Annotated in this window: 13 protein-coding genes and 5 tRNA genes; 15 read left to right on the top strand and 3 right to left on the bottom strand. The window is 55.3% G+C overall.

All coding sequences use genetic code 11. The features are described 5' to 3' along the window. The first annotated feature begins 89 nt into the window (after nt 1–89). Nucleotides 90–2,417, top strand: a complete 2,328-nt coding sequence (locus tag IM317_RS05320; protein ID WP_033146997.1) for a molybdopterin guanine dinucleotide-containing S/N-oxide reductase — start codon at nt 90–92, stop codon at nt 2,415–2,417. Here the strand turns inward: IM317_RS05320 and IM317_RS05315 are convergent. Together IM317_RS05315 and tag are read right to left on the bottom strand one after the other, a co-directional pair. Then, complete coding sequence (locus tag IM317_RS05315; protein WP_032661790.1) at nt 2,380–2,826, bottom strand: N-acetyltransferase; 447 nt, start codon at nt 2,824–2,826, stop codon at nt 2,380–2,382. The genes IM317_RS05320 and IM317_RS05315 overlap by 38 nt on opposite strands. Beyond that, entirely contained in the window at nt 2,804–3,385 is a 582-nt protein-coding gene (gene tag, locus IM317_RS05310; RefSeq protein ID WP_024909083.1) for a DNA-3-methyladenine glycosylase I, read from the bottom strand. The genes IM317_RS05315 and tag overlap by 23 nt, the downstream gene beginning before the upstream one ends. 154 nt (nt 3,386–3,539) lie before the next feature. Between tag and IM317_RS05305 the strand changes: the two genes are divergently transcribed. The 9 genes from IM317_RS05305 to dppF all read left to right on the top strand — a co-directional run bounded on the left by IM317_RS05305 (nt 3,540) and on the right by dppF (nt 14,106). Then, nucleotides 3,540–4,238, top strand: a complete 699-nt coding sequence (locus IM317_RS05305) for an autotransporter domain-containing protein (protein ID WP_033146996.1) — start codon at nt 3,540–3,542, stop codon at nt 4,236–4,238. Nucleotides 4,239–4,476: 238 nt separating this feature from the next. Beyond that, nucleotides 4,477–5,679, top strand: a complete 1,203-nt coding sequence (locus IM317_RS05300) for an MFS transporter (protein WP_033146995.1) — start codon at nt 4,477–4,479, stop codon at nt 5,677–5,679. Nucleotides 5,680–5,918: 239 nt separating this feature from the next. Beyond that, the gene (gene eptB, locus IM317_RS05295) at nt 5,919–7,613 is read left to right on the top strand and encodes a kdo(2)-lipid A phosphoethanolamine 7''-transferase (RefSeq protein ID WP_033146994.1); all 1,695 of its coding nucleotides are present in this window, start codon (nt 5,919–5,921) and stop codon (nt 7,611–7,613) included. Between the two features lie 91 nt (nt 7,614–7,704). Next, nucleotides 7,705–7,781 (top strand) — tRNA-Pro (locus IM317_RS05290). A 620-nt stretch (nt 7,782–8,401) separates the two neighbouring features. Then, nucleotides 8,402–10,009, top strand: coding sequence for a dipeptide ABC transporter periplasmic-binding protein DppA (dppA, locus tag IM317_RS05285; RefSeq protein WP_033146993.1), 1,608 nt, complete (start codon nt 8,402–8,404; stop codon nt 10,007–10,009). Between the two features lie 161 nt (nt 10,010–10,170). Continuing rightward, a complete protein-coding gene (gene dppB, locus IM317_RS05280) occupies nt 10,171–11,190 on the top strand; it encodes a dipeptide ABC transporter permease DppB (protein WP_023334097.1) in 1,020 nt (339 codons plus the stop codon). A gap of 9 nt (nt 11,191–11,199) precedes the next feature. Further along, nucleotides 11,200–12,102, top strand: a complete 903-nt coding sequence (dppC, locus tag IM317_RS05275; protein WP_029742039.1) for a dipeptide ABC transporter permease DppC — start codon at nt 11,200–11,202, stop codon at nt 12,100–12,102. A gap of 10 nt (nt 12,103–12,112) precedes the next feature. Next, nucleotides 12,113–13,096, top strand: coding sequence for a dipeptide ABC transporter ATP-binding protein (dppD, locus tag IM317_RS05270; protein ID WP_008502772.1), 984 nt, complete (start codon nt 12,113–12,115; stop codon nt 13,094–13,096). Then, on the top strand, nt 13,093–14,106 hold the full coding sequence (gene dppF / locus IM317_RS05265; RefSeq protein ID WP_023309965.1) for a dipeptide ABC transporter ATP-binding subunit DppF: 1,014 nt from the start codon (nt 13,093–13,095) through the stop codon (nt 14,104–14,106). Before dppD ends, dppF begins: the two co-directional genes overlap by 4 nt. Nucleotides 14,107–14,149: 43 nt before the next feature. On the opposite strand, the gene coaA is transcribed toward dppF, so the two are convergent. Next, entirely contained in the window at nt 14,150–15,100 is a 951-nt protein-coding gene (gene coaA, locus IM317_RS05260; RefSeq protein WP_032668002.1) for a type I pantothenate kinase, read from the bottom strand. A 317-nt stretch (nt 15,101–15,417) separates the two neighbouring features. On the opposite strand from coaA, the gene IM317_RS05255 reads away from it, so the two are divergent. From IM317_RS05255 to IM317_RS05235, 5 genes are all read left to right on the top strand, one after another. Beyond that, nucleotides 15,418–15,493 (top strand) — tRNA-Thr (locus IM317_RS05255). 8 nt (nt 15,494–15,501) lie between these two features. Next, nucleotides 15,502–15,586, top strand: a tRNA-Tyr gene (locus IM317_RS05250). Nucleotides 15,587–15,703: 117 nt separating this feature from the next. Further along, a tRNA-Gly gene (locus IM317_RS05245) sits at nt 15,704–15,778 on the top strand. Nucleotides 15,779–15,784: 6 nt separating this feature from the next. Further along, nucleotides 15,785–15,860, top strand: a tRNA-Thr gene (locus IM317_RS05240). Nucleotides 15,861–15,978: 118 nt separating this feature from the next. After that, on the top strand, nt 15,979–16,329 hold a 351-nt coding region (locus IM317_RS05235; protein WP_171048787.1), incomplete at its 3' end, for a GTP-binding protein.

Below are 16,329 nucleotides of genomic sequence, written 5' to 3'. Positions count from 1 at the left end.
AATTCCGGGTATAACTCTGAAATTTGTGACAAACCATAAACTGCCTCAGAAAGAAGGCCGTAAACCTGCACGCAACCAGGAGCGCACGCTTGAGCACCTCAACGAAAACCATTCTGACCGCCGCCCACTGGGGGCCGATACTGGTCGAAACCGATGGCGAAAATGTTCTGTCGTCCCGCGGGGCACTACCAACCCAACATCCCAACTCGTTACAGACCGTCGTTCGCGATCAGGTGCACAGCAACACGCGCGTGCGCTGGCCGATGGTGCGTAAAGGTTTTCTGGCCTCGCCGGATAAACCGCAGGGGATCCGCGGTCAGGATGAGTTTGTTCGCGTGAGCTGGGATGACGCGCTGGCGCTGATCCACGCCCAGCATAAGCGCATTCGCGACACTTACGGACCGTCGTCCATTTTTGCCGGCTCCTACGGCTGGCGTTCTAACGGCGTGCTGCACAAGGCCTCGACGCTGCTGCAGCGCTACATGAGCCTGGCGGGAGGCTATACCGGCCATCTGGGGGATTACTCCACCGGCGCGGCGCAGGCGATCATGCCGTACGTCGTAGGGGGGAACGAAGTGTACCAGCAGCAGACCAGCTGGCCGCTGGTGCTGGCGCATACCGACGTGGTGGTGCTCTGGAGCGCCAACCCGCTCAATACGCTGAAAATTGCCTGGAATGCCAGCGACGAGCAGGGGATTGGGTATTTCGACGCGCTGCGCAAAAGCGGCAAGCGCATCATCTGCATTGACCCAATGCGCTCTGAAACCATGGATTTCTTCGGCGACAGCGCCGAGTGGATTGCTCCCCATATGGGCACCGACGTGGCGATGATGCTGGGGATCGCCCATACGCTGGTCGAAAACGGCTGGCACGATGTTGAATTCCTGACGCGCTGTACCACCGGTTTCGATAAATTTGCCGACTACCTGACGGGTCAATCCGATGGGGTGGCGAAAACGGCAGAGTGGGCGGCAGAGATTTGCGGCGTTCCTGCGGAGAAAATCCGCGAACTGGCGGCGTTGTTCCATAAAAATGCCACGATGTTAATGTCCGGCTGGGGAATGCAGCGTCAACAGTTTGGCGAGCAAAAACACTGGATGCTGGTAACGCTTGCCGCAATGCTTGGGCAGATCGGCACGCCGGGCGGGGGTTTTGGTCTCTCCTATCACTTTGCAAACGGCGGTAACCCGACGCGTAAAGCGGCGGTGCTGGCGTCTCTGCAAGGCTCGGTGCAGGGCGGCGTCGATGCCGTGGATAAAATACCGGTGGCGCGTATTGTTGAAGCCCTGGAAAACCCGGGCGGTTTCTATCAGCACAACGGTCTGGACCGCCACTTCCCGGACATTAAATTTGTCTGGTGGGCGGGCGGGTCGAACTTCACGCACCATCAGGATACCAACCGCCTGATCCGCGCCTGGCAGAAGCCGGAGCTGGTGGTGATTTCCGAGTGCTTCTGGACCGGCTCGGCTAAGCATGCAGATATTGTCCTGCCAGCGACCACCTCGTTTGAGCGTAACGATCTCACTATGACCGGCGACTACAGCAACCAGCATATGGTCCCGATGAAGCGCGTAGTGGCCCCGCGAGACGAAGCGCGTGATGATTTTGACGTGTTTGCTGAACTGAGCGAGCTGTGGGAAGCGGGCGGTCGCGAGCGTTTTACCGAAGGGAAAAGCGATCTGCAATGGCTGGAAACCTTCTACCAGATTGCCGGCCAGCGTGGCGCGGCGCAGGGCGTGACGCTTCCGCCATTTGCCGAATTCTGGGAAGCGAACCAGATCGTCGAGATGCCGGAGAGCGAACAGAACGCGAAGTTTGTCCGTTTTGCCGATTTCCGCCGCGACCCGGAGAGCCACCCGCTGAAAACCGAGAGCGGAAAGATCGTGATTTATAGTGAGCGCATCGCCAGCTTTGGCTATGCCGATTGCCCGCCACACCCTATGTGGCTCGAGCCGGACGAGTGGCACGGCAACGCCCAGCCGGAACAGCTGCAGGTGTTGTCAGCGCATCCCGCGCACCGCCTGCACAGCCAGCTTAACTATACTTCTCTGCGCGAGCAGTATGCGGTCGCCGGGCGAGAGCCGGTCACGCTGAATACCCTCGATGCGAAAGCCCGGGGGATTACGGACGGCGACGTGGTGCGCGTCTGGAACTCGCGCGGGCAGGTGCTGGCAGGGGCGGTGGTGAGCGACGGGATTAAACCGGGCGTGATCTGCATTCATCAAGGCGCATGGCCCGACCTTGAGCCCGCCGAGGGAGGGATCTGTAAAAACGGGGCGGTTAACGTGCTGACCAAAGATCTCCCCAGCTCGAAGCTGGGGAATGGCTGCGCAGGGAACACGGCGCTGGCCTGGGTAGAAAAATATCAGGGACCCGAGCTTACCTTAACGGCGTTTGATCCGCCTGCCAGCTCATGATCCACGTCGGGTGCTGAGTATCATCCTGCCAGGCGCTGTCTTCAATGCGAAAGCCCTGAGCATGGTAGAAATTCACCGCCCGCACATTTTTCTGGTACACCTCCAGGGTTAAATGCGGGAAGCGCTGTTGAACATGGTTCAGCAGCGCGCGCCCGATGCCTTTCCCGATGCATGACGGTGCGACAAACAGCGCGCCGACAAACTGAGACTGCATCACGCTGATAAATCCGTATGGCTCGCCATCCTGTTCCCAGACCCAGGTTTCCGCCGACGGCAGGTAAACGTCCCGCACCATGGCCTCGTTCTCTTTCCAGTAACCCGGCTCGATAAACGGATGCGCTTCCGTGGTGCTTTCAAGCCACAGGCTCAAAAGCGGCGCGGTATTCTCACTTTGCCATTTGCGGATCATGATGGCCTCCCGGATGACAGAAGCAGCCGGTAACGTGGTCGTTGACCAGGCCACAGGCCTGCATAAAGGCGTAGCAGATGGTGGAACCGACAAACTTAAAGCCGCGTTTTTTCAGGGCCTTCGAGAGCGCATCCGAGGCCGGGGTAGAGGCCGGGATTTCCGCGAGCGTGGCGGCTTGGGTGACCTGCGGATCGTTGTTCACAAACGTCCAGACAAAATCTGAGAACGATTCGCCGTTTTGTTCCATCGCCAGGTAAGCGCGTGCGTTACCGATGATGGCCTGGATCTTACCGCGATGACGGATGATGCCGGCGTCCTGCACCAGGCGTTCCACGTCTTCATCGGTCATCGCAGCGACGGCGACAGGATCGAACTGGTGGAAGGCGTTGCGGTAGTTTTCGCGTTTCTTCAGTACCGTAATCCAGGACAACCCCGCCTGCTGGCCCTCCAGACAGATCATCTCAAAGAGTTTTTTGCCATCCGTTTCCGGCACGCCCCATTCCCGATCGTGATAGTCGATATAAAGCTGATCCTGGCTCACCCAACCGCAACGTTCCATCCGTCATCTCCCTTATTGATACTGATTTCGCAAAATTTTCATTCTGACTGGCTTGACGTGTTTACTATAAAGACAATAGTTAATACAAGGGTTATAAGCTCTTCCTGAATAACGACAAATATCGCCGAATTCGGCTCTCTCTGGGGTCGTGTTGATGATGATAAAAAAAATCAGTGGTCGCCATGCTGCTTCTGGCCTGGTGGGGATTTCAGCCTGCCTGTTTTTTTGTAATACAGCGTCTGCCTGGCAACAGGAATATATCGTTTCAGACGCCCAAAATAATACGGCGGAACGCTATACATGGGACGCGGATCACCAACCGCGTTATGAGGATATTCTGGCTGAGCGTATTCAGTCTTCGCAAAACGCGCCGGGTCTTGCCCTGAATATACCGTCTGGCAGCACGCCGGAGGGGGCGATGAGCGTGGGCTGGAATTTTCCGGTTTCAGCGCGTATCACCACCGGTCCGGTGGTGGCGTGGCGATACGACGGCACGGCTCCCATGATGATCAACGAGTTTGGTGATAGCGCGTCGACGCAGGCAATCACCGACCCGCTCTGGCATGCCAGCGTCAGCACGCTGGGGTGGCGCGTGAATACCCAGTACGGCGATCTCCGTCCGTGGGCGCAGATTAGCTATAACCAGCAGTTTGGTGAAAACCAGTGGAAATCGCAGTTTGGCATGCCGCAAACGCCAGCCCCTGCCCAAAACGGTAGCTGGATGGACGTCACCGTGGGAACGGATATTCCTTTTAATACGCACGTCGCGGCCTATGCGTCGCTGGCTCAGGGGGAGCACACCACCACCGGTGAGGAGTTTTTATACACCCTCGGCGTTAGCGCAAATTTCTAGAGTTGTTACTTTTTTAAACGTTACGATAACATCTCGAATACAACAACCACGGGCTTTACAGCGATAGCGGATACTAACACGCTGTCGCTTTATGCCCGGGCCAGGCCATTCATTCCCGTTTCCAGGCATTTCATTCCGTTCCGCCTGCATTTCATGCCGTTTTACCCCAGGCGTATTAAGGTTTTGTTTATCGTTGTCCTCAGCGAACTTCCTTAATTTCTCCTGCAGGACAACTGCCATGAACACATCAACTTATAACCGCACGCGCTGGCTCACGCTCTTTGGCACCATCGTCACCCAGTTTGCGCTGGGATCGGTCTATACCTGGAGCCTGTTTAACAGCGCGCTTTCCGACAAACTCGGCGCACCGGTCAGCCAGGTTGCGTTCTCCTTTGGTCTGCTGAGCCTGGGGCTGGCGATTTCGTCTTCCGTCGCGGGCAAGCTGCAGGAGCGTTTTGGGGTGAAGCGTGTGACCATGGCGTCCGGCATTCTGCTGGGTTTGGGCTTTTTCCTGACGGCGCATTCCAGCAACCTGATGATGCTGTGGCTGAGCGCCGGCGTGCTGGTGGGTCTGGCCGATGGCGCAGGTTACCTGCTGACCCTGTCGAACTGCGTGAAGTGGTTCCCGGAGCGTAAAGGCTTAATATCCGCGTTCGCCATCGGCTCTTATGGCCTGGGCAGCCTCGGGTTCAAATTTATCGACTCCCATCTGCTGGCGTCCGTTGGCCTCGAAAACACCTTTATGATCTGGGGCGCAATCGTGCTGGTGATGATTCTGTTCGGTGCCACGCTGATGACCGATGCACCGCAGCAGGAGGTCAAATCCGTTAACGGCGTGGTGGAGAACGACTTCACCCTCGCGCAGTCCATGCGTAAACCGCAGTACTGGATGCTGGCGGTGATGTTCCTGACGGCCTGCATGAGCGGACTGTATGTCATCGGCGTGGCGAAGGATATCGCACAGGGGATGGTGAAGCTGGATGCGGCCACGGCGGCGAATGCGGTGACGGTCATCTCCATTGCCAACCTCTCCGGTCGTCTGGTGCTCGGTATTCTGTCTGACAAAATTGCCCGTATCCGTGTGATTACGATTGGGCAGGTGGTTTCGCTGGTCGGCATGGCGGCGCTGCTGTTCGCTCCGCTGAATGAAGCCACCTTCTTTGCGGCGATTGCCTGCGTGGCCTTTAACTTCGGCGGCACGATTACCGTCTTCCCGTCACTGGTAAGCGAGTTCTTTGGCCTGAACAATCTGGCGAAAAACTACGGCGTTATCTATCTTGGCTTCGGGATCGGCAGTATCTGCGGCTCGCTGATTGCCTCTCTGTTCGGCGGGTTCTACGTGACCTTCTGCGTCATATTTGCCTTGCTGATTATCTCGCTGGCGCTCTCGACCACGATTCGCCAGCCGCAGCGTGAAGTATTCAAAGAAGCGCACGCGTAAGCTGTATGAAAGAGGCCTCTGTGGCCTCTTTTTTCTTTATGCGAGACGCTTCCCGTCTCGATATTTTGTAAAAATTTATACCGATCACACTCTCTGCTGCCACTTTTCTCTCCCGCTGTGGTCTACTTATCGCGCTTGTAGACGTTTCTAATAACGCTTCCTTACGCATTTACGTACTCTGTCCGCTTTCTCTTTGAGATTCGTCGGGTTTTTATACCCCTTCCCCCAGGGTTGTTTGCATGAAATACATTAGGTCTCTTACCCAGCAAAGATTGTGTCTGATGCTGGCTGTCTATATCGGATTATTTCTGAATGGCGCGGTACTGTTCAGAAGAGTGGAAGGTTATTTTGAACACCTTACCGTGAGTAATGGTATTTTTGCCGCCATTGAAGTGTTCGGCTCCGTCCTCGCTACCTTCTTCCTCTTACGCCTGCTGTCCCTTTTTGGCCGACGTACCTGGCAAATTTTGGCCTCGCTGGTGGTGATTATTTCCGCCGCCGCAAGCTATTACATGACCTTTATGAACGTGGTCATTGGGTACGGTATCGTTGCCTCGGTGATGACCACGGATATCGATCTCTCGAAAGAGGTGGTAGGGAAAGGCTTTATCGTCTGGACAGTTTTAACCTGTCTGATACCGCTGTTCTTTATCTGGAACAATACGTGCCGCTATACGCTGCTACGCCAGCTGCGCACCCGTGGACAGCGGATCCGCAATATCGTCGTTGTCCTGCTGGCCGGACTGCTGGTATGGGCGCCAATCCGCCTGATGGAAACGCAGCAAAAACGCGTCGAAAAAGCGACGGGCGTGGATATGCCAAGCTATGGCGGCGTGGTGGCAAACTCCTATTTGCCCTCTAACTGGCTGTCAGCGTTAGGTCTGTATGCCTGGGCGCAGGCGGACGAATCCAGTGATGTGAAATCGCTGATTAATCCACTGAAAAAATTCACCTACCAGCCGCCAGCCGACGGGATTGATGATACGTACGTCGTCTTCGTCATCGGTGAAACGACGCGCTGGGATCATATGGGTATTCTCGGCTATAACCGGGATACCACGCCAAAGCTGGCGCAGGAGAAAAACCTGGTGGCTTACCGTGGCTACTCCTGCGATACTGCAACCAAGCTCTCGCTGCGCTGTATGTTTGTGCGTGAAGGCGGTGCAAGCGATAACCCGCAACGCACGCTGAAAGAGCAGAACGTGTTTGCCGTGCTGAAGCAGCTTGGGTTTAGCTCTGACCTGTTCGCCATGCAAAGTGAGATGTGGTTCTACACCAACACGCTGGCAGATAACATTGCGTACCGCGAGCAGATTGGCGCCGAACCGCGTAACCGCGGTAAAAACGTCGACGACATGCTGCTGCTGGAAGAGATGTCGCAGTCCCTCAAGAACCATCCGCAGGGCAAGCATCTGGTTATTCTGCATACCAAAGGGTCGCATTACAGCTATTACCAGCGCTACACGCGTGATTTTGCGAAGTGGCAGCCTGAGTGCGTGGGCATTAATAAAGACTGCAGCAAGCAGGAGCTGATCAACGCCTACGACAACTCGGTGCTGTACGTGGATACCTTCCTGAGCCGGGTGATCGACCAGCTGCGCGATAAAAAAGCGATTGTGATTTACGCGGCAGACCACGGTGAATCCATCAACGAGAAAGAGCACCTGCACGGTACGCCGCGCAAGCTGGCACCGCCGGAGCAGTTCCGCGTGCCGATGATCATGTGGATGTCGGATAAGTATCTTGAAAATCCGGAGAAGGCGAAGATGTTTGCTCAGCTGAAAAAAGAGGCGGAGATGAAGGTGCCGCGCCGTCACGTTGAGCTGTACGACACCATTATGGGTTGTCTCGGCTATACCTCACCGAATGGTGGGATTAACGAAAACAACAACTGGTGTAAACTCCCTGATAACAGCGTAAAAGCCGCGCAGTAGCTGCCCTGGCGAGAATATCGCCAGTTGAATGGCTTTTTGAAAATAAGGGATTGACGGGGGCGCACCTCAGCAGTAAGATGCGCTCCGCATTCGGCGAGTAGCGCAGCTTGGTAGCGCAACTGGTTTGGGACCAGTGGGTCGGAGGTTCGAATCCTCTCTCGCCGACCACATTCTGAAAAGGGCTAACCGCAAGGTTAGCCCTTTTTGCATTATGATCTTATCCCGTCAGAGTATCCAAAACGCCCCTTAGGCCTGCTTCTCCCTGCCTGTTAACGATTTTGTGACATAATCCATTGTATTTTTTTATATATAGATTGATCTTTTTTCGCGTTGCTTATGGATAACCTCAGCATTTTTCGCTGTGCGTTTTAACGTTCGCGGTATTTAGTGCTCAGATAATCACCATTCTGCAAGAAAATTTACCCATTCTGAATAAAAGTTAATCACTGATTGTTGCGAAATATGAAGAGACTTGTGCTGCAAGATAGCGAGTAGCATAAATTTCCCTGCTGAAAACTGGCATGCATAGTTTTTTTAATCTTTGTTTGCGGTTTCTCACACTCAGCGTAAATCCCCGTCACCTGTATTGACGTTTTCACATTCTGTTGACAGATTGTAGGGCATGAGGGGCATTTCAGGGACGATCTGCGCTGCAACTCAAACGCTCTTCTGAAAGGATTCTCCATCCCTTTAAAGCCTTCGGGCATCACCGACCGGACCGGGTAAAAAATAAATAAAGGTCTGGCGGCGTAACACAACAAAGCAAAACATCACATTGGAGCAGAATAATGAGTATTTCCTTGAAGAAGTCAGGGATGCTGAAGCTTGGTCTGAGCCTGGTGGCTATGACCGTGGCAGCAAGCGTACAGGCAAAAACCCTGGTTTACTGTTCTGAAGGCTCGCCGGAAGGCTTTAACCCACAGCTCTTTACCTCTGGTACGACTTACGACGCAAGCTCTGTACCGATCTATAACCGTCTGGTTGAATTCAAAACCGGTACCACGGAAGTGATTCCGGGTCTGGCCGAGAAGTGGGACGTCAGCGAAGACGGCAAAACCTATACCTTCCACCTGCGCCAGGGCGTGAAGTGGCAGGACAGCAAAGAATTCAAACCAACGCGCGACTTTAACGCCGACGACGTTGTGTTCTCCTTCGACCGTCAGAAAAACGCTCAGAACCCGTACCACAAAGTGTCTGGCGGCAGCTATGAATACTTCGAAGGGATGGGTCTGCCAGACCTGATCGCTGAAGTGAAAAAAGTGGATGATAAAACGGTTCAGTTCGTGTTGACGCGTCCGGAAGCGCCATTCCTGGCTGACCTGGCCATGGACTTCGCTTCAATTCTGTCCAAAGAGTACGCGGACAACATGCTGAAAGCCGGTACGCCGGAAAAAGTCGACCTGAACCCAATCGGTACCGGTCCATTCCAGCTGCTGCAGTACCAGAAAGACTCCCGCATTCTGTATAAAGCGTTCGAAGGCTATTGGGGCACCAAGCCGCAGATCGACCGTCTGGTCTTCTCCATCACGCCTGATGCGTCAGTGCGTTATGCAAAACTGCAGAAAAACGAATGCCAGGTAATGCCGTACCCGAACCCGGCTGACATCGCCCGCATGAAGCAGGACAAGAACATCAACCTGCTGGAGCAGGCTGGCCTGAACGTGGGCTATCTCTCCTTCAACACCGAGAAGAAACCGTTTGATGACGTGAAAGTGCGTCAGGCGCTGACCTACGCGGTGAACAAAGAAGCGATCATCAAGGCGGTTTACCAGGGCGCTGGCGTTGCTGCCAAAAACCTGATCCCACCAACCATGTGGGGTTATAACGACGACGTTAAAGACTACACCTACGATCCTGAGAAAGCGAAAGCGCTGCTGAAAGAAGCGGGCCAGGATAAAGGCTTTACCGTTGAGCTGTGGGCGATGCCGGTACAGCGTCCGTACAACCCGAACGCACGCCGTATGGCGGAAATGGTTCAGGCTGACTGGGCTAAAGTTGGCGTTCAGGCCAAGATTGTGACCTACGAGTGGGGCGAGTACCTGAAGCGCGCCAAAGCGGGTGAGCACCAGGCGGTAATGATGGGCTGGACCGGTGATAACGGGGATCCGGACAACTTCTTCGCCACCCTGTTCAGCTGCGCGGCGGCGAAAGACGGTTCTAACTACTCTCGCTGGTGCTACAAGCCGTTTGAAGACCTGATCCAGCCGGCGCGTGCGACCGACGATCACAACAAACGTATTGAACTGTACAAGCAGGCTCAGGTTGTTATGCACGATCAGGCTCCGGCGCTGATTGTTGCTCACTCCACCGTGTACGAGCCAGTGCGTAAAGAAGTGAAGGGCTACGTGGTTGATCCACTGGGCAAACACCACTTCGAAAACGTATCTGTTGAATAATAAGTAGGGTGTTCTCCCTCTCCCTCTGGGAGAGGGCAGGGGTGAGGGGATGCATGCACGCCCTTCACCCTAACCCTCTCCCGCCAGGAGAGGGAATTTACATTTGTGAGCAATACAGACGTCACGCCACTGGTCGTGCGTCATCAGAGAGAATCCGGGTTATGTTGCAGTTCATCCTCCGACGTCTGGGACTTGTTATCCCCACGTTTATCGGTATCACCCTTCTCACTTTTGCCTTCGTCCATATGATCCCCGGCGACCCGGTAATGATTATGGCGGGCGAGCGTGGTATTTCCCCTGAGCGCCATGCACAGCTGCTGGCGGAACTCGGTCTCGATAAGCCGATGTGGCAGCAGTACCTCCACTATATCTGGGGCGTATTGCACGGTGATTTAGGGATTTCGCTGAAAAGCCGTCTTCCGGTGTGGGACGAGTTCGTGCCGCGTTTTAAAGCGACGCTGGAGCTTGGCGTCTGCGCCATGATTTTCGCCACTGCGGTGGGTATTCCTGTTGGGGTACTGGCTGCCGTCAAGCGTGGCTCTATTTTTGACCACACCGCCGTGGGCCTGGCGCTGACCGGCTACTCCATGCCTATCTTCTGGTGGGGCATGATGCTGATCATGCTGGTATCGGTGCAGCTTAACCTGACACCGGTCTCCGGGCGCGTCAGTGATATGGTCTTCCTTGATGACTCCAACCCGCTCACCGGATTTATGCTGATCGATACGGCTATCTGGGGCGAAGAGGGCAACTTCATTGATGCCGTGGCGCACATGATCCTGCCTGCCATGGTGCTGGGCACCATTCCTCTGGCGGTGATCGTGCGAATGACCCGTTCATCGATGCTGGAAGTGCTGGGTGAGGATTATATCCGCACCGCGCGCGCCAAGGGCCTGACGCGTATGCGCGTCATCATCGTCCATGCGCTGCGTAATGCCATGCTGCCGGTGGTGACCGTTATCGGCCTTCAGGTGGGGACGTTGCTGGCGGGGGCGATCCTGACCGAAACCATCTTCTCCTGGCCGGGCCTTGGACGCTGGCTGATTGACGCGCTGCAACGCCGTGACTATCCGGTTGTGCAGGGCGGTGTACTGCTGGTCGCGACGATGATTATCCTCGTCAACCTGCTGGTCGATTTGCTGTACGGCGTGGTGAACCCGCGTATTCGTCATAAGAAGTAAGGGACCATCATGTCACAAGTCACTCAAAATAAAGTGGTCGCTGCACCGGTTCCTATGACGCCGCTGCAGGAATTCTGGCACTACTTCAAGCGCAATAAAGGCGCGGTGGTAGGGCTGGTGTATGTCGTAATCATGATCCTGATTGCGGTGTTTGCGAACTTCCTCGCACCGTATAATCCGGCGGACCAGTTCCGCGATGCGCTGCTCGCGCCTCCTGCGTGGCAGGATGGCGGTAGCCTGACGCACCTGCTGGGTACCGATGACGTGGGCCGCGACGTGCTGTCGCGTCTGATGTACGGCGCGCGCCTGTCGCTGCTGGTCGGCTGTCTCGTTGTTGTGCTGTCGCTGATCATGGGCGTTGTACTCGGCCTGGTTGCCGGTTACTTCGGCGGCATCGTTGATAACATCATCATGCGTATCGTCGACATCATGCTGGCGCTGCCAAGCCTGCTGCTGGCGCTGGTGCTGGTGGCAATCTTCGGCCCGTCGATAGGCAATGCCGCGCTGGCATTGACCTTCGTGGCGCTCCCTCACTACGTGCGTTTAACCCGTGCGGCGGTGCTGGTGGAAGTGAACCGCGATTACGTCACCGCCTCTCGCGTGGCGGGTGCCGGTGCGATGCGCCAGATGTTCGTGAATATCTTCCCTAACTGCCTGGCGCCGCTGATTGTTCAGGCGTCGCTCGGTTTCTCTAACGCCATTCTTGATATGGCCGCTCTTGGCTTCCTGGGCATGGGTGCGCAGCCGCCAACACCGGAGTGGGGCACCATGCTCTCCGACGTGTTGCAGTTCGCACAAAGCGCCTGGTGGGTTGTCACCTTCCCGGGTCTGGCAATCCTGCTGACGGTGCTGGCATTTAACCTGATGGGTGATGGCCTGCGTGATGCGCTTGATCCCAAACTGAAGCAGTAAGAGGCACGAGATGGCGTTATTAAATGTAGATAAATTATCGGTGCACTTCGGCGACGAAGGCACCCCGTTTCGCGCCGTGGACCGCATCAGCTACAGCGTAAATCAGGGCGAAGTGGTTGGCATTGTCGGGGAGTCCGGTTCCGGTAAGTCAGTGAGCTCACTGGCGATCATGGGGCTGATTGATTACCCGGGCCGCGTGATGGCGGAAAACCTGCAGTTCAACGGTCAGGATCTGAAGCGCATTTCTGAAAAACAGCGCCGCCAACTGGTGGGCGCCGAAGTGGCGATGATTTTCCAGGATCCCATGACCAGCCTGAACCCTTGCTACACCGTTGGTTTCCAGATTATGGAAGCGATTAAGGTGCATCAGGGCGGGAATAAGAAAACCCGTCGTCAGCGCGCGATCGACCTGCTGAACCAGGTGGGGATTCCTGACCCGGCATCACGTCTGGACGTTTACCCGCACCAGCTCTCCGGTGGGATGAGCCAGCGCGTGATGATCGCGATGGCGATTGCCTGTCGACCAAAACTGCTGATTGCGGATGAACCGACGACGGCGCTGGATGTGACCATTCAGGCGCAAATCATCGAACTGCTGCTGGAGCTGCAGCAGAAAGAGAATATGGCGCTGGTGCTGATTACGCACGATCTGGCGTTGGTGGCCGAAGCCGCGCACAAAATCATCGTGATGTATGCCGGCCAGGTGGTCGAGACCGGGAATTCACACGATATTTTCCGCGCGCCGCGTCATCCGTATACCCAGGCGCTTTTACGCGCGCTGCCGGAGTTTGCTCAGGACAAAGCGCGTCTGGCATCGCTGCCGGGTGTGGTACCGGGTAAATATGACCGTCCGCAGGGCTGTCTGCTCAATCCGCGCTGCCCGTATGCAACGGACAAATGCCGGGCAGAAGAGCCAGAGCTGAACCAGCTTGCTGACGGCCGTCAGTCGAAATGCCACTACCCACTCGATGATGCCGGGAGGCCAACACTATGAGTACGCAACAGGCCACCACGCAACAACCGTTGTTGCAGGCCATCGATCTAAAAAAATACTACCCGGTGAAGAAGGGGCTGTTTGCCCCTGAACGCCTGGTGAAAGCGCTGGACGGCGTCTCCTTTAACCTCGAACGCGGTAAAACGCTGGCGGTGGTGGGGGAGTCAGGCTGCGGCAAATCCACGCTGGGCCGTCTGCTGACGATGATTGAAGTGCCGACCGGCGGGGAGCTCTATTATCAGGGGCAGGATCTGCTCAAGCACGATCCGCAGGCGCAGAAGCTGCGCCGCCAGAAAATCCAGATTGTGTTCCAGAACCCGTACGGTTCTTTGAACCCGCGTAAAAAAGTGGGGCAGATTCTGGAAGAGCCGCTGCTGATCAACAGTAATCTGAGCAAAGAGCAGCGCCGTGAAAAAGCGCTGGCGATGATGGCGAAGGTCGGCCTCAAAACCGAGCATTACGATCGCTATCCGCACATGTTCTCCGGCGGCCAGCGTCAGCGTATCGCTATCGCCCGCGGGCTGATGCTCGACCCGGACGTGGTGATTGCCGATGAGCCGGTCTCCGCGCTCGACGTATCCGTGCGTGCGCAGGTGCTGAACCTGATGATGGATCTCCAGCAGGAGCTGGGGCTCTCTTACGTGTTCATCTCCCACGACCTGTCGGTGGTGGAGCATATTGCCGATGAAGTGATGGTGATGTACCTGGGGCGCTGCGTGGAGAAGGGGACTAAAGACCAGATCTTTAATAACCCTCGTCACCCGTATACCCAGGCGCTGCTGTCTGCGACGCCGCGTCTGAACCCGGACGATCGTCGTGAGCGTATTAAGCTGACGGGGGAACTGCCAAGCCCGCTGAATCCGCCTCCGGGATGTGCATTCAACGCCCGCTGCAGTCGCCGCTTTGGCCCATGTACCCAGCTCCAGCCGCAGCTGAAGGATTATGGCGGCCAGCTGGTTGCCTGCTTCGCGGTCGATCAGGATGAAAATGGCGAGAAGCCACAGGCATAACGAAAAAAACCGGCGCTAAGCCGGTTTTTTTATGTCTGCTTGATTATTTCCGCAGGCGAATCTGGTCGACGGCGTGCTTCTCGCTCTTGGTGAGGATCAGGCTTGCACGCTCGCGCGTCGGCAGGATGTTCTCTTTGAGGTTCACGTAGTTGATCTCATTCCACAGCCCCGTCGCCACGCCGATCGCTTCCTCTTCAGAAAGCTGAGCATAGTGGTGGAAATAGGAATCCGGGTCAGTGAACGCCCCCTCGCGGAACTTCAGGAAGCGGTTGATGTACCAGTTTTGCAGCAGGTCTTCCGGCGCATCGACATAAATAGAGAAATCGACGAAATCCGAGACGAATACGTGATGCGGGTCGTGAGGATAGTCCATCCCGCTTTGCAGCACGTTCAGACCTTCCAGAATCAGGATGTCCGGCTGGACCACGGTTTTATCCCCACCCGGGATGCGATCGTAGATCAGGTGCGAATAGACTGGCGCAGTCACGTGCGGCACGCCGGATTTCAGGTCAGAGACAAATTTCACCAGACGGTGCATATCATAAGAAAGCGGGAAACCTTTCTTCTTCATCAGCCCACGTTCTTTTAACACCTCGTTCGGGTGCAGGAAGCCGTCGGTGGTGATCAGCTCCACGCTGCGGTGTTCCGGCCAGCGGCTCAACAGCGCCTGCAGGACGCGCGCGGTGGTACTTTTACCCACGGCCACGCTGCCTGCGATACTAATGATATAAGGAATGCGTTGACCGTTCGTCCCGAGAAACTGCTCCAGCACGGCCTGACGACGCAGGTTCGAGCTGATATAGAAGTTAAGCAAGCGAGAGAGGGGGAGATAAATTTCTGCCACCTCTTCCAGGGACAGATCTTCGTTTATCCCTTTTAACCGTGCGATTTCACCTTCCGTCAGCGTCATAGGGACGGAATCACGCAGGGCAGCCCACTGGCTGCGGTTAAAGTGAAGATAAGGCGTCATTAACGTTTGCTCTTTTTTGCTCATAAGCATGCTTCAGTGAGCCAGCATCACACTGCCGGATCGTGGCTCATCACACAGTTAATTTTGGACAATGGGCAGGAGGTTAACACCAGATGACGGGAATAATAAGAAAAAAGATGGAAAGCGCTGCGTTACGCGGAAGCCGTCACGCTACGGTGAATACGGTGCAAATCACGATGATATGTTGAATATTTGACCTCAAATGACTACTTTTACAGCGTCCGATACGCTGTTCGCATAAAATGTGAGCGAAAGAACGTTTTATGCAAATTTTTAGTTGCATGACCGCGCAGGTATCCATAGAATGCGCGCTACTTGATGCCGACTTAGCTCAGTAGGTAGAGCAACTGACTTGTAATCAGTAGGTCACCAGTTCGATTCCGGTAGTCGGCACCATCAAGTCCGGTGGGGTTCCCGAGCGGCCAAAGGGAGCAGACTGTAAATCTGCCGTCATCGACTTCGAAGGTTCGAATCCTTCCCCCACCACCACTTTCTGGCAGCGTAAATGCCGCCGGAGCTGGTTGGAAAAATTAGCCAGCTCAAACTGAAAAAGAGAGAAATCTCTTTTTTTGTTACAGAAAGAACTGGGTAGCCGAGTTTCAGGATGCGGGCATCGTATAATGGCTATTACCTCAGCCTTCCAAGCTGATGATGCGGGTTCGATTCCCGCTGCCCGCTCCAATACGTGCTGATATGGCTCAGTTGGTAGAGCGCACCCTTGGTAAGGGTGAGGTCCCCAGTTCGACTCTGGGTATCAGCACCACTTCACTTCTCCTTCCCGTTTCTCTCTGTTTCAATTTTACTGTATTCAACAATTCAGGCATTTCGCCTGGTTGATGTGGTGATATCACCGATTTATCCGTGTCTTAGAGGGACAATCGATGTCTAAAGAAAAGTTTGAACGTACAAAACCGCACGTTAACGTCGGTACTATCGGCCACGTTGACCATGGTAAAACAACGCTGACCGCTGCAATCACTACCGTTCTGGCAAAAACCTACGGTGGTTCTGCTCGTGCATTCGACCAGATCGATAACGCACCAGAAGAAAAAGCTCGTGGTATCACCATCAACACCTCTCACGTTGAGTACGACACCCCGACTCGCCACTACGCACACGTAGACTGCCCAGGCCACGCCGACTATGTTAAAAACATGATCACCGGTGCTGCGCAGATGGACGGCGCGATCCTGGTTGTTGCTGCGACTGATGGCCCAATGCCTCAGACTCGT

The organism is Enterobacter cloacae complex sp. S3 (assembly GCF_014930495.1).
Classification (GTDB): Bacteria; Pseudomonadota; Gammaproteobacteria; order Enterobacterales; family Enterobacteriaceae; genus Enterobacter; species Enterobacter asburiae_B.
The sequence above is the reverse complement of the archived record's forward strand: the minus strand, read 5'-3'. Positions and strand labels throughout refer to the sequence as shown.

What these genes read in the sequence shown, in the direction of transcription:
- IM317_RS05315 (WP_032661790.1), bottom strand. Translation starts at nt 2,826, where the DNA reads ATGATCCGCAAATGGCAAAGTGAGAATACCGCGCCGCTTTTGAGCCTG.
- tag (WP_024909083.1), bottom strand. Translation starts at nt 3,385, where the DNA reads ATGGAACGTTGCGGTTGGGTGAGCCAGGATCAGCTTTATATCGACTAT.
- IM317_RS05305 (WP_033146996.1), top strand. Translation starts at nt 3,540, where the DNA reads ATGATGATAAAAAAAATCAGTGGTCGCCATGCTGCTTCTGGCCTGGTG.
- IM317_RS05300 (WP_033146995.1), top strand. Translation starts at nt 4,477, where the DNA reads ATGAACACATCAACTTATAACCGCACGCGCTGGCTCACGCTCTTTGGC.
- eptB (WP_033146994.1), top strand. Translation starts at nt 5,919, where the DNA reads ATGAAATACATTAGGTCTCTTACCCAGCAAAGATTGTGTCTGATGCTG.
- dppA (WP_033146993.1), top strand. Translation starts at nt 8,402, where the DNA reads ATGAGTATTTCCTTGAAGAAGTCAGGGATGCTGAAGCTTGGTCTGAGC.
- dppB (WP_023334097.1), top strand. Translation starts at nt 10,171, where the DNA reads ATGTTGCAGTTCATCCTCCGACGTCTGGGACTTGTTATCCCCACGTTT.
- dppC (WP_029742039.1), top strand. Translation starts at nt 11,200, where the DNA reads ATGTCACAAGTCACTCAAAATAAAGTGGTCGCTGCACCGGTTCCTATG.
- dppD (WP_008502772.1), top strand. Translation starts at nt 12,113, where the DNA reads ATGGCGTTATTAAATGTAGATAAATTATCGGTGCACTTCGGCGACGAA.
- dppF (WP_023309965.1), top strand. Translation starts at nt 13,093, where the DNA reads ATGAGTACGCAACAGGCCACCACGCAACAACCGTTGTTGCAGGCCATC.
- coaA (WP_032668002.1), bottom strand. Translation starts at nt 15,100, where the DNA reads ATGAGCAAAAAAGAGCAAACGTTAATGACGCCTTATCTTCACTTTAAC.